Raw genomic sequence first — 13,940 nt, forward strand, 5'->3', positions numbered from 1 at the left:
ACAAAAATCGCTTCAGACGGCAAAAGGGCCACTGCACTGCAGTGGCCCTGATGGACGCAGCCAGGAGCGGTTCAAAAGCCCCTGGAGCCGGGATCAGCGACCAGCGCGCTTGCGATCGCTTTCCTTGAGGTGGCGCTTACGGATGCGGATGGACTTGGGCGTGATCTCGACCAGCTCGTCGTCCTCAATGAACTCCACGGCGTATTCCAGCGTGGCATCGATGGGCGGCGTGATCTTGATCGCATCTTCCTTGCCGGACACGCGGAAGTTGGTCAGCTGCTTGGTGCGCGTGGCATTCACCACCAGGTCGTTGTCACGGCTGTGGATGCCCACAATCATGCCTTCATACACGGGGTCGTTCGCCTTCACGAACATGCGGCCACGGTCATCGAGCTTGCCCAGGGCGTAGGTAAAGATTTCACCGTCGTCCATCGAGATCAGCACGCCGTTCTTGCGGCCGCCAATTTCACCCTTGTGCGGCTCGTAGCTATCGAAAATGTTGGCAATGAGACCAGAGCCACGGGTCAGGTTCAGGAACTCGTTGGTGAAACCGATCAGGCCCCGCGCTGGAATGCGGTATTCCAGGCGCACACGGCCACGACCGTCCGGCTCCATGTTGACCAGCTCGCCCTTGCGCTCACCCAGTGCCTGCATCACGCCGCCCTGGTGGGCTTCCTCGATGTCAGCAGTCACCAGCTCGATAGGCTCACACTTCTCGCCATTGATTTCCCGGAACACCACGCGTGGCTTGGAAACCGCCAGTTCATAGCCTTCACGGCGCATGTTTTCCAGCAGGATGGTCAGGTGCAGTTCGCCCCGGCCCATCACTTCGAAAATGCCTTCTTCGTCGGTTTCCTTCACGCGCAGGGCCACGTTGTGTTGCAGCTCCTTTTGCAGACGGTCCCAGATCTGGCGGCTGGTCACATACTTGCCTTCGCGACCCGCCAGCGGGCTGGTGTTCACGCAGAAGTTCATGGTCAGAGTGGGCTCGTCCACCTTGAGCATGGGCAGCGGTGCGGGGTTCAGCGGGTCGGTGATGGTCACGCCGATGCCGACATCAGCAATGCCGTTGATCAGCACAATTTCGCCCGGGCCAGCTTCGGTAGCCTGCACACGGTCCAACCCCTGGAATGTCAGAACCTGGTTGACACGGCCCTTGATGCTCTTGCCATCGGGGCCCTCCATGACCAGCACGTCCATCATGGGCTTGATGGTGCCCTGGCTGATGCGACCCACGCCAATGCGGCCCACAAAAGTGGAGAAGTCGAGTGCGGAGATCTGCAGCTGCAGCGGTGCAGCGGGATCACCCTTCTGTGCGGGCACATGCTTGAGCACCGTGTTGAAAAGGGCCGACATGTCGGGGCCCCACTGCTCACCCGGAGCGCCCTCTTCCAGCGAAGACCAGCCGTTGATACCCGAGGCATACACCACGGGGAAGTCGAGCTGCTCATCGGTGGCGCCCAGCTTGTCGAACAGGTCAAAGGCGGCATTCACCACCTTGTCGGGGTTGGCGCCGGGCTTGTCCACCTTGTTCACCACCACGATGGGCTTGAGGCCGAGGGCCAGCGCCTTCTTGGTCACGAAACGCGTCTGGGGCATGGGGCCTTCCTGCGCATCGATCAGCAGCACCACACCGTCCACCATGGACAGCGCACGTTCCACTTCACCGCCGAAGTCCGCGTGGCCGGGGGTGTCCACGATGTTGATGTGGGTGCCTTCCCAGCTTACGGCGCAGTTCTTGGCCAGAATCGTGATGCCACGCTCTTTTTCAATCGCGTTGTTGTCCATCACGGTGTCAACCACCTTTTCGTGGTCGGCAAAAGTGCCGGACTGGCGCAGCAACTGGTCGACCATGGTGGTTTTGCCATGGTCAACGTGGGCAATGATGGCGATGTTGCGGATTTGTTTAGTCATAGTTTTTCCAATGTGCCGCTGGCTTGTAGGTGCGGCGTGCCTTCCAAAATTTGTTGAATTTCCAGCGGACTCAGCAGCCTGTCGGGCACCAGTTCACCGTCCTTGATATGGCCAACGCCCAGCAAGGCCACAGGTGCCTCGCTGAAAACCGCCACGGCCTCGGCATCGGGCCAGTGCCCCCTGCGCCGCAACCCCGAAAGGAATCGAGCGGTATTGTCGCTGTCCAGCATGACACGCGTGTGTTGCGCCAGCAACGATTCGGGCGCTTGCAGGCTGGCAAGGCGTTCGGCCTCGGGCATGGCTTCAAGCTGCGCCAGAGTGACGCAGCGCTCTACACCAAGTCCACCTGTGTCGATGCGGCGCAAGAACGTCAGGTGTGCCCCGCAGCCCAGTGCAGCGCCGATGTCCTCACCCAGGGTACGGATGTAGGTGCCTTTGCTGCAAGTAACTATTATTTTTATAGCTACCTGCGCTTTATCCGTATGGTCTAGAGTCAGTTTCAATGCATGAATGACTACATCCCGCGCATCACGCTCTACAGTGACCCCCGCGCGAGCGTACTCGTACAGCGCCTTGCCGTCCTTCTTGAGCGCGCTGTGCATGGGAGGCACCTGGCGGATGGGGCCGGAGAACTGCAATTGCACGGCCGCCAAGCGCTCAGGGGTGAGCTGGGCCGGGTCCACATCGCAGCGCTGCACCACATCACCCTCGGCATCGCCGGTGGTTGTGGTCGTGCCCAGGACTGCAATGGCTTCATAGGTTTTGGCAGCATCGAGCTGCAGCTGACTGAACTTCGTGGCAGCCCCAAAACACAGGGGCAGCACGCCAGTGGCCAGCGGATCGAGCGTGCCGGTATGGCCCGCTTTTTCGGCGCGCAAAAGCCACTTCGCCTTCTGCAAGGCGTCATTGCTCGAAAGGCCGAGCGGTTTGTCGAGCAGCAACACCCCATGCACAGGGCGCCGCTGCACCCTGGTGCGTGGCGCGTTCATGGCTAGTCTTCTTTGGCGCGCGAGGAAACAGCCTTGGCGATCAGGGCGTTCATGTCGGCCGCACGCTCGGAGGTGCGGTCAAACACAAAATGCAGCGTAGGCACCGTGTGGATGTGCAGGCGCTTGAATAGGCCGTTGCGCAGAAACCCGGCAGCCTGGTTGAGCGCCGCCTGCGTTTCCACCGGATCGCCAATGAGCAGGCTGAAAAACACCTTGGCGTGCGCGTAGTCGGGAGTTACCTCCACACCCTGCAGCGTCACCATGCCCACGCGCGGGTCTTTCAACTCGCGCGCAATCAGTTCCGTCAGATCGCGCTGGATCTGATCGGCCACCTTGAAGGCGCGATTGGGGGTGGAAGACTTCTTGGCAGCCATGGTTACAGCGTCCGCGCGATTTCCTTGATATCAAAGAATTCGAGGTGATCACCTTCCTTGATGTCGTTGTAGTTCTTAAGCTTGATACCGCACTCAAAACCTTCCTTGACTTCCTTGACATCGTCCTTGAGGCGCTTGATCGAATCGACTTCGCCCGTGTAGACCACCACGTTGTCGCGCAGCAGGCGGAACCTGGCGTTGCGGTGCACCATGCCGGAGGTGATGTACGAACCGGCAATCGTGCCGATCTTGGTTGCCACGAACACGGTCCGGATCTCGGCCGTGCCAATGATTTCCTCGCGCTGCTCCGGAGCCAGCATGCCCGACATGGCCACGCGCAACTCGTCCACGGCGTCATAAATGATGCTGTAGTAATGCAGATCGACACCGTTGCCTTCGGCCAGCTTGCGTGCACCGGCATCGGCGCGCACATTGAAGCCAATCACGATGGCCTTGGAGGCAATCGCCAGGTTGATGTCCGACTCGCTGATGGCGCCCACTGCGGCGTACACCAGTTGCACCTTGACCTCGTCGGTCGAGAGCTTGAGCAGCGACTGCGCCAGCGCTTCCTGCGAGCCCTGCACGTCGGCCTTGACGATGATGGGCAGCATCTTCACTTCGCCCGCCGTCATGTCGGCAAACATGTTCTCCAGCTTGGCCGCTTGCTGACGCGCCAGCTTGGTATTGCGGAACTTGCCGGCACGGTAGGTAGCGACTTCGCGCGCACGGCGCTCATCGGTCAGCACCATGAAGTCGTCACCCGCCTGGGGCACTTCGGTCAGGCCCTGAATTTCGACTGGAATCGACGGTCCTGCCGTCTTGGCGGTCTTGCCGCTTTCATCCAGCATGGCGCGCACGCGGCCATAGGTCTGGCCAGCAAGCACCACGTCGCCCACCTTCAGCGTACCGGACTGCACCAGCACGGTCGCCACAGGGCCACGGCCCTTGTCCAGCTTGGCTTCGATCACCAGCCCCTTGGCCAGAGAATCGACGGGCGCCTTGAGTTCCAGCACTTCGGCTTGCAGCAGCACCTGCTCAAGCAGCATGTCGATGCCCATGCCGGTCTTGGAAGACACGGGCACGAAAGGCGAATCGCCACCGTATTCCTCGGGCACCACCTGTTCGACCACAAGTTCCTGCTTGACGCGCTCAAAGTTGGCGTCCGGCTTGTCCGCCTTGGTGATGGCCACGACGATAGGAACACCGGCCGCCTTGGCGTGCTTGATGGCTTCCTTGGTCTGCGGCATCACACCGTCATCGGCAGCCACCACCAGAATCACGATGTCAGTAGCCTGGGCACCACGGGCACGCATGGCCGTGAAGGCCTCGTGACCAGGGGTGTCGAGGAACGAGATCATGCCGCGCGGCGTCTCGACGTGGTAAGCACCAATGTGCTGCGTAATGCCACCGGCTTCGCCCGAAGCCACCTTGGCACGACGGATGTAGTCCAGCAGCGAGGTCTTGCCGTGATCGACGTGACCCATCACGGTCACGACCGGAGCGCGAGGCACAAGCACTACGTCTTGCTGCGCTGAATCCTCATCGGTGAAGGCTTCCGGATCATCCAGTGCAGCCACCACTGCCTTATGACCCAGTTCTTCCACGATGATCATGGCAGTGTCCTGATCCAGCGGCTGGTTCATGGTGACCATCTGGCCCATCTTCATCAGCGCCTTGATGACCTCAGATGCCTTGATGGACATCTTGTGCGCCAGCTCAGCCACCGTGATGGTTTCAGGCACGTGCACTTCAAGGATGCGCGCCTCCACCGGAGCGGACTGCTGGTGGTGATCGTCACGGTGATCGCGGTTGTCGCCACGGCGCCCACGCGGGCCACCACGCCAGCTGTTGCGACCGACACCACCGCTGCTGTCGCCGCGGGTCTTGATTTCTTTTTTCTTGGCTGTGTCACCAGCCCAGCTGGAGGACAGCTTGGCCGACTTGACTTCCTTGCCAGCGGCGGCACCGGGCGCTGCTGGCGCACCCGGACGCGCGGCCACGCCGGTTCCGACTGCGGGCTTGTGCAGCGTGCCCTTTTTGGCGTCGGCCCCAGCCGCAGGCTTGGCCACCGGCTTGGGTTCTTCGGGCTTCTTGGCCACCATGACCGCCTTCTTGGGCGTGGCCATCATGGAGCGGATGGCTGCCGCCTCGGCTTCGGCCTTGCGGCGGCGTGCGTCGAGGTCAGCAGCTCGGGCTGCATCTTCATCAGAGCGGGCCTTGGATTCAGCTGCGGCCTTTTCGCGGGCTTCTACCTGTGCGGCATTGCGCGCGACGGCTTCAGCAGCCTGTTCACGCGTAGCTTCTTCCTTCACGGCCGAGGCCTGTGCCTTCTTGCTGGCCTCTTGGGCGGCGTAGGCGGCGGCGCGCTCTTCGGCTTCACGATCGCGCTGCTCGCGGGCTTCGCGTTCGGCCCGTTTTTCGGCCAGCTCGGTCTCCTGGCGGCGAATCAGCTCTGCCTGGCGGCGGGCTTCTTCCTCGCGGCGGGCGAGTTCGATGTCCTCGCTGGAAACAGAGGCTTCTTCCACCACGGGTTCTCTGGATTCGGCAGCAGCCTCAACGCCTTCATCGCGCTGGATAAAGGTGCGCTTCTTGCGCACTTCCACCTGGATGGTGCGCGCCTTGCCCGTGGCATCGGCTTGCTTGATTTCGCTGGTGGACTTCTTCACCAGCGTGATCTTCTTGCGATCGGCCGAAGCCGTGCCGTGGCTGGCCTGCAGGTAGGCCAGCAGTTTTTGCTTGTCCGACTCGGTGAGGGCATCGGACGTGGCAGCCTTGGACACGCCCGCAGCTTTGAGCTGGTCGAGCAGGGTTTCAGGCGATTTTTTGAGTTCGGTTGCAAACTCGGCGACAGTATTACTGGACATATTTGGTTCGTGCCTCCCTGACCTTACTCTTGCCCTGCGAACCAGTGTTCGCGCGCCTTCATGATCAGGGCTTTGGCATCTTCTGCGGACTGTCCGGTCAGGTCGGTCAGTTCATCAATGGCCAGATCGGCCAAGTCGTCACGCGTATGCACACCGTTTTCTGCCAGCTTGGCAATCAGTTCGGGCGTGAGGCCTTCGAGGTCGCGCAGATCTTGCGAAACTTCTCCGACGCTTTCCTCGCGGGCAATTTCCATGGTGAGCAGCACATCCTTGGCGCGGGCACGCAGCTCGTTCACGGTATCTTCATCAAAGCTTTCGATTTCCAGCATTTCCTGCAGCGGCACATAGGCCACTTCTTCCAGGCTGTTGAAACCTTCAGCGATCAGGATGTCGGCGATTTCCTCGTCCACATCCAGCTTTTCCATGAACAGGCGACGGGCCGTGTCAGACTCGTTGGCCTGCTTCTGGGCCGACTCGGCTGCGTCCATGATGTTGATCTTCCAGCCGGTCAGGTCGGAAGCCAGGCGCACGTTCTGGCCACCTCGTCCGATAGCGATGGCGAGATTTTCCTCGTCCACCACCACATCCATGGCGTGCTTTTCCTCGTCCACCACGATGGACGAAACGTTGGCCGGGGCCAGCGCACCAATAACGAACTGCGCCGGGTCTTCGGACCACAGCACGATGTCCACGCGCTCGCCAGCGAGTTCATTGGTGACCCCGTTCACACGGGTGCCGCGCACACCGACGCAGGTACCGATCGGATCCACGCGCTTGTCGTGACTCAGCACGGCAATCTTGGCGCGCGACCCAGGGTCACGGGCGCAGCTCTTGATCTCCAACAGACCTTGTTCGATCTCGGGCACTTCCTGGCGGAACAGCTCGATCATGAACTCGGGGGCCGAGCGCGACAGGATGATGGGCGCGCCGCGCAGCGTCAGGTCCACTTCCATGATCATGGCGCGAACGCGGTCACCGCTGCGAAGGTTTTCCTTGGGGATCATCTCGCTGCGACGCAAACGGCCTTCCACGCGGCCGGATTCGACAATGATGTCGCCCTTGTCCATGCGCTTGACGGTGCCGGTAAAGATGCGCTCGCCGCGCGACATGAAGTCGTTCAGCAGCATTTCACGCTCGGCGTCACGGATCTTCTGCAGGATGACCTGCTTGGCAGCCATGGCGCCGATGCGGCCAATCGGCACGGACTCGACGCCCTCTTCAATGTATTCCCCGACTTCGATGTCCGAGATGCGCTCCTTGGCGTCCATCAGCAGCTCTTCAGCCTCGGGGTTCTGCAGACCTGCTTCGTCAGGCACTACCAGCCAGCGACGGAAAGTCTCATAGTTGCCGCTGTCGCGATCGACGGACACGCGGATGTCCACCTCACCTTGGTACAGCTTTTTGGTAGCCTGGGCCAAGGCCGACTCCACGGCGCCCAAGACCACATCGCGCTCAACGTTCTTCTCGCGCGAAATGGCCTCAACCAACATCAACAATTCGCGATTCATGCGACGACTCTCCTGTTTCTATCACCCGCAGGCGGCAGCTGCCAACAGCACCAACCCACTCCAAACCATCCAGTGACTCAGCCTGGCACTTGACCAGTCTTCGCCCCCCGCCCCTTGAAATCCACAATGGGCGCCAACCGGGCGTCCCTTAGCTCATCAAGCGTAAACCCCAGCGCCTGCAAGGGGGCTGGTACGCGTTTCTTGCTTATTTTTTGACCAGGCTTGCCTGCGGGCTCATCGCTCCAGACGATCTGCCATCCACCCGATTCGGCCCGCTCCAGCGTGCCACGAAATTTCTTGCGGGTGGCGTTGACCTGACCCACCGCCGCAGCGCCGATAGGCGCTTTCAGCGTGAGATCGACAACCGAACCTTCAAAACGGACAAAGTCCTGCTCGTGGCGCAAGGGGCGATCAATGCCCGGCGACGAGACTTCAAGACGCTTGTATTCAACCCCATCTACCTCCAGCGCAAACTGCAGCTGGCGGGTGACTTTTTCACAGTCTTCCACGGTGACAAACTGATCAACCGCGGGCTCGGGCGCATCGACGGCAGGCTGCACCCATGGCAAGTCGATGGTGACGCGCAGCAGGCCACCCGGAGACCGTTCGATCTCCACCAGGTCGTAACCGAGACCGGTCACAATTTGTTCAACGACTTGCTGTAATGCCACGTGTTCCGTTCAATCCCGAAAAAACAAAAAACCCGATAACTCCCGGAGACTCTTCCCCGACAGCTTCGAGCTCCAAAAGCATTCGACCAAAAAAAACGGGCGGTTGGTACCCGCCCGTTTGGTCGTGAGAGTCACATTATAGCGCGTAAAGCATTGATTTGCAAAGACGAATTGTGCCCCTGCTGTTGCCTGAACGCCCCTTTGGGTACAAAACAACCGCCCATGCCGCATGCGGAGCCAAGCCCATGCGCTGCATCAGAATTTTTTATCAAAACCGTCTGTAGTGCACGCGCATTCTTGATTCGCTGCTACGACAGTGATAGCGGTTTCAACAACTCGGCCAGGTCACTTTCGGTAAACAACGGTTCCTTGCGCCCCGCGCTGGTGTCATACAGGCTGCTGGCCAACTGGGCTTTGCGCTCCTGCAGCACCAGAATGCGCTCTTCAATCGTGCCCTGCGCCACCAGCTTGATCACCCACACGCTCTGGGTCTGGCCGATACGGTGGGCGCGATCGGTGGCCTGGGCCTCCACGGCGGGGTTCCACCACGGGTCGTAGTGGATGACCGTGTCGGCCTGGGGCAGATTCAGCCCCACCCCGCCGGCCTTGAGGCTGATCAAGAACAACGGCACTTGCCCACTCGTGAACTGCTCGATGATCGCGTCGCGCCGCTGGCTTTGCCCCGTGAGCTTGACCCAGGGCAACTTGCGCTTCTTCAGCTCAGCCTCGATCAGGGTGAGCATGCTGGTGAACTGCGAGAACAGCAAAATGCGCCGCCCCTCGGCCAGCATCTCGGGCAGCAAGGTCATGAGTTGATCCAGCTTGGCCGAAGCGTTGACCTTTTTGGCGGCATCCAGCGGCACCAGTTGCGGGTGGCAGCACACCTGGCGCAACTTGAGCAGCGCATCGAGGATGGTGATCTGCGATTTGGCCAGCCCCTTGGACTGCAGGGCTTCGCGCACGGTTCTCTCCATGCCCAGGCGAATGGTTTCGTACAAATCGGCCTGCGCGCCGATCATTTCCACCGGCATCACGGTTTCGACCTTGGGCGGCAGCTCGCTGGCAACCAGCGCCTTGGTACGCCGAAGCATGAACGGCGTGATGCGCGTGCGCAACTGCACCATGCGCGCGCTGTCACCCAGTTTCTCAATGGGGGTGCGAAACATCTCCTTGAAACGCTGCTGGCTGCCCAGAAAGCCCGGCATCAAAAAGTGAAACAGGCTCCAGATCTCGCCCAAGTGGTTTTCCATGGGCGTGCCCGAAAGGCACAGCCGGTGGCGCGCCTGCAACTGGCCCACCACCTGCGCGGCGTGCGTGCTGGCGTTCTTGATATTTTGCGCCTCATCGAGCACCACCAGGTGCCATTCGTGCGCCAGCCAGCGCTCGCGGTCGCGTTGCAGCAGTGAATACGGAGCGATGACCAGATCGTGCTCGGCCACCGAGTCGGCTACCTCATGGCGGCCCGCACCGTGCAGCACCAGGCTGCGCAGGCCCGGGCAAAACCGCGCGGCCTCGCGCTGCCAGTTGCCCATCAGGCTCACGGGCGCAATGATGAGCGCGGGGTGCGTGAGGCGGCCTGCGTCTTTTTCGACCTGGATATGTGCCAGTGTCTGCAGGGTCTTGCCCAGGCCCATGTCGTCAGCCAACACACCGGCCAAACCATGGGTGCTCAGAAACTGCAACCAGTTCAGGCCCTGCTGCTGATAGGGCCGCAGGGTCGCCTTGACAGTGGCGGGCAGCGGCACCTCGGGCAGCGCGCTGGCGCCGTGCAACTGGGCCACCATGGCGCGCAAAGCGGCTGCGCCTTCCCACACCGCGCCCTCCCCTAGCGCGGCGCTGGTGCGCACGGCCTCCATGCGCGAAAGCTTCAAGCTGTCGCCATTGAAGTCGTGGGTGCGGTCGCCCACCAGATCGAGCAGGGCAGCCATCCACGGCCGAAGGGCATCGGTGGGCAGGCGCAGAAAACCGGGGCCCGTCTGCGAAGGCAGATAGACATGCGAGGGCAAGCGGGGCAGCCCGGTTTGAGGGTCCAGCGGCTGTGCTGCGGCGGCGGCAATCAGGTCGGGCAGCCAGGGCAGGATGTTGTGGCGCACGCCATTGATCTCCATGCCTAGCGACAGTGCAAACCACGGGGACGTGGCTTCGTCATCTCCCTCGGGCTGCAGCGCCACGGCCAGCGCGTCGGCGTGGGTAATCCAGCCACCCAGTGACGCATCGAGGGTGATTTCAAAACCTGCCTCGCGCAGCACCCCAAAACCGTTGTCGGCCCAGTGCATCCAGTCGTTCTGCGAGCGCTCACCGGGAATGCCGAACAGCCCGTCGTCGGTGGCCAGCAGGCCCAGTTCCATCAGGCGCTCGATGGCTCCCAGCTCGGCTTGCGCATCGCGCTGCAGCAGCACCTGACCGCCGTCGGCCGCTGTCACCAGCACGCTGAGCTCCTGCCCGACCCACCAGCCCACATGGCCCTGGTAGTCAAACCGCAGCTGCGCGGTGATGAGGCCCAGGTCCGGCACGTCTTGCGCCGGAACGGGCGCAAGGTGCAGGCGCGCCACGGGCTGGACACCCTGCACCCGCGTGAGCGCACCCAGCACCGGCGGCAACGGCAGCACGCCGCCCAAACGGCTGGCAACCTCGGCCTGGTGCCGTTGCAGCGCCGTGGCGCTCAACGCGGGCGCCTTGAGCAACAGGGCCAGCTGCGCAGCGCTGAGGCCATCGGCCTCGACCGTGCCACAGACGCCGTTGACGGCATCCAGATAAAGCGGCGGGCTGTTGATGCACAGCGTGGCCGATGAACCGGGCAGGCTGGCGCGCAAGGCCCAGGTGCTTTCGCCACCGGCGGCTGGCGGGGCCTCGTGCCATGTCCAGGTGATGGGCAGGGGGTCACCCCAGCGCAGCGCAGCCCCCACCGTGGAGCCTCCCGCATCCGCAAACAGGCTGCCGGTGCTGGCTGCCTGCTGCAGCGCCATGACCCCCACCGCGCCTTCCAGCACCGCCACCGGCCCGGCGCTGTAGGCCGAGTAGTAGCCCATGCCGCGCGGCATGGCGCGAAGCAGTTGCAGAACCTGGCGATCGGCATCACTCGCGCGGTCAAACACCGCCTGCCCCGGGCCGGGTTGGGTGCGAATCTGTTTGGGTTTGGCCCAGCCACCAGTCACCTTGGGGTAAGACACCACGGCCTCCAACTGCATCTGCTGCGCACTGGCGCGCGGCAGCCCCACGGTGGAGACCAGGTACAGGTATTGCTCGGGCCGGTCGGGTCTGGAGCCTGACGCCGCCACAACCGGCGGGGCCGACAGACCTGCGGCGCGGTCCCAGTCCTGCAGCCAGTGCACCAGCCGCGCGTCGGCCTCGGCGCGTGCCACAGCCTCCCTGCGCTCGTGCAGCGCCTTCAGGGCATGAGCGGCTGGGGCAGGCATGGGCTCTTGCGCGGTGTTGTGCGCTTGGGCCGGGTTCTGGTGCGCAGCCTGCAGGGTCAGTGCCACTGCGTGCTTGCAGTCCTCGCCCACGGGGCAGCTGCAGTCACCCGACCATAGCGTGAGCTGCCCATTGGGCGCAACGACCAGCTCTACCGACACCTCATAGGGCTCGGGCAGACTGCCTTGCACCTCGCCTTCGATGTGCCAGCAGCCATTGCCCTCGGCTTCGATGTCGGTGCGCACCACACCCGCCCTGCGGAAAAGATCCATGCCACGCGACCAGGCCCCTTTGTCACATTGGGCCTGCAACGAATTGATGTGAAACCAGGGAAAGCGTGACATAGGGAAAATATTAAGCAAAATATGCCTCTAGCGCTTTACTGGTAAGCGCTAGAAGCTATTAAAAAAGGAGCAATTCAACCCGATGGCAATGCAGCATCCAGAGCATCCTCTGCCCGCAACCCGGCATTGAAGTGCCCCTGCAGGTCGGCCAAGGCTGCAATGCGGCAGCTACGCACTGCGCGCCGCGCGCACCCGCTCAAACACTGCCTGCGCTTCACCGCCCGCCCCACCACCGTGCGGGGCGGCCTGCAGGCTGGCCAGCAGCCGCGCCAGCACGGGCGCCTGCGGCAGCAGCGGCCCCAGAAAGCGCGCCGTCGTGCCATCGGCAATCAACAAGGTGGGAAAAGTTTCCACATCCAGGTCACCGGCCAGGTCTGCATCGTCTTCAATGTCCACCCACACAAAGCGCATCTGGGGGTGCGCCCTGGCCAGATCGTCAAACAGCGGCCGATAGTCGCGGCAGGTGCCGCACCAGTTGGCGCACAGGCACACCGCCCACCAGCCGCTGCCAGGGGCCACAAGGGGTGAATCGGGCAACGCGGCCGGGCTGTGCATCGGGGGGCTCTCCTTCAAGACCCGCGCCGCTCCCGGGCACGGTAAACGCCGATGGTACCCACTGCGGGTGCCTGGTTGCCCCAGGCGTTGCGCACAAAGGTGCTGACCGCGGCCACATCGTCGTCGCCCAGCACTTGCATGAAGGGCGGCATGCCGTGCGGGCGCGGGTTGCCCGCCGTGGCCGGCAGGTAGCCACCCTGCAACACCACGCGCACGAGGTTGGTGGGGTCTTGCAGCACCACGGCGCGGTTGCCCGCCAGGGCCGGAAAAGCCCCCGGCTTGCCCTCGCCGTTGTCGCCATGGCATTGCGCGCAGTGTTGCTCATACACCTTGGCACCCCGCTCCAGCGTGGCGGCCGAGGGTTTGACCACTTCTGCGGGGGCGATGTCCCGCTGCGGCAGCGCACGAAGGTACACGGCAATCGCCTGTGCATCGGCATCGTTCAGATACTGCGTACTGCGAAAAACCACCTCGGCCATGGGCCCGGTCACCGAGCCCTGCGGCGCCACGCCGGTCTTCAGCAGGGCCACCACATCCTCCACGGGCCAGTGCGCCACGCCCGCCTCGGCAGCCACATTGAGCGCCGGGGCATACCAGTTCTGCACAGGAATCAGCCCCCCGCTGAATGCCTGCGCCTGGCTGCTGGCGCCCAGTGCATTGCGCGGTGTGTGGCAGGCCGCGCAATGGCCCAGGCCGTTGACCAGATAGGCACCCCGGTTCCATTCGGCCGACTGCACGGGCCCGGGCGCAAACGTGCCGGGCGTGAAGAACAGCGCCCGCCACACGCCCAAAGCCGCCTGCGTGTTGTATGGAAAGCGCAGCGCGTGCGGCCGGTTGGCCTGCGCCACGGCGGGCAGGCTTTGCAGATAGGCATAGATGGCATCGGAATCCTCGCGCGTCACCTGCGTGTAGTTGGGGTAGGGAAACGCCGGGTACAGCAGGCGCCCGTCCTTGGAGCGGCCGTTGTGCAGCGCGCGCCAGAACTCGGCGGCCGACCAGTTGCCAATGCCTGTCGCCTTGTCGGGCGTGAGGTTGGTGGTGTGAATCACGCCAAATGGCGTGTCGATGCCGCGCCCGCCCGCATAGGGCGCACCACCCTGCACGGTGTGGCAGGCCATGCAGTTGCCCGCGCGGGCCAGGTATTCGCCACGCGCCACCAGCTCGGGCGTGGCGGGCACGGCCTGTGACAGGGCTTGCGATTCGGCCGGCAAGGCAGCCTCGCCGCGCAGGTTGAGCGCTGCCACCACGGCGGTGCCCAGCGCCAGCAAGGCCACGGCGAAGAAAAGGGTCCAGAGGATGCGTTTCAT

At 63.0% G+C, this 13,940-nt stretch carries 9 protein-coding genes; all 9 read right to left on the minus strand.

Annotation, left to right across the window (positions count from 1 at the left end):
• Nucleotides 1-93 precede the first annotated feature (93 nt).
• The 9 genes from typA to B7Y64_RS11730 all read right to left on the minus strand — a co-directional run bounded on the left by typA (nt 94) and on the right by B7Y64_RS11730 (nt 13,940).
• Nucleotides 94-1,914, minus strand: coding sequence for a translational GTPase TypA (gene typA, locus B7Y64_RS11690; RefSeq protein WP_024814843.1), 1,821 nt, complete (start codon nt 1,912-1,914; stop codon nt 94-96).
• Nucleotides 1,911-2,903 carry a tRNA pseudouridine(55) synthase TruB gene (gene truB / locus B7Y64_RS11695; RefSeq protein WP_291324542.1) on the minus strand — a complete coding sequence of 331 codons (993 nt, stop codon included), beginning with the start codon at nt 2,901-2,903 and terminating at the stop codon, nt 1,911-1,913. Before truB ends, typA begins: the two co-directional genes overlap by 4 nt.
• A gap of 2 nt (nt 2,904-2,905) precedes the next feature.
• Entirely contained in the window at nt 2,906-3,277 is a 372-nt protein-coding gene (gene rbfA / locus B7Y64_RS11700; protein ID WP_024814841.1) for a 30S ribosome-binding factor RbfA, read from the minus strand.
• A 2-nt stretch (nt 3,278-3,279) separates the two neighbouring features.
• On the minus strand, nt 3,280-6,141 hold the full coding sequence (gene infB / locus B7Y64_RS11705) for a translation initiation factor IF-2 (protein ID WP_291324541.1): 2,862 nt from the start codon (nt 6,139-6,141) through the stop codon (nt 3,280-3,282).
• 23 nt (nt 6,142-6,164) lie between these two features.
• Complete coding sequence (gene nusA, locus B7Y64_RS11710) at nt 6,165-7,649, minus strand: transcription termination factor NusA (RefSeq protein ID WP_291324540.1); 1,485 nt, start codon at nt 7,647-7,649, stop codon at nt 6,165-6,167.
• A 77-nt stretch (nt 7,650-7,726) separates the two neighbouring features.
• Nucleotides 7,727-8,320 (minus strand): ribosome maturation factor RimP, encoded by a 594-nt coding sequence (rimP, locus tag B7Y64_RS11715; protein WP_111864283.1) that lies wholly within the window; start codon nt 8,318-8,320, stop codon nt 7,727-7,729.
• Nucleotides 8,321-8,628: 308 nt separating this feature from the next.
• A complete protein-coding gene (locus B7Y64_RS11720; RefSeq protein ID WP_291328954.1) occupies nt 8,629-12,006 on the minus strand; it encodes a DEAD/DEAH box helicase in 3,378 nt (1,125 codons plus the stop codon).
• Between the two features lie 240 nt (nt 12,007-12,246).
• The gene (locus B7Y64_RS11725; RefSeq protein WP_111864285.1) at nt 12,247-12,633 is read right to left on the minus strand and encodes a thioredoxin family protein; all 387 of its coding nucleotides are present in this window, start codon (nt 12,631-12,633) and stop codon (nt 12,247-12,249) included.
• Between the two features lie 14 nt (nt 12,634-12,647).
• Nucleotides 12,648-13,940, minus strand: a complete 1,293-nt coding sequence (locus B7Y64_RS11730; protein WP_291324539.1) for a cytochrome c — start codon at nt 13,938-13,940, stop codon at nt 12,648-12,650.

This window comes from Acidovorax sp. 35-64-16 (genome assembly GCF_002281195.1).
GTDB lineage: Bacteria > Pseudomonadota > Gammaproteobacteria > Burkholderiales > Burkholderiaceae_C > Acidovorax > Acidovorax defluvii.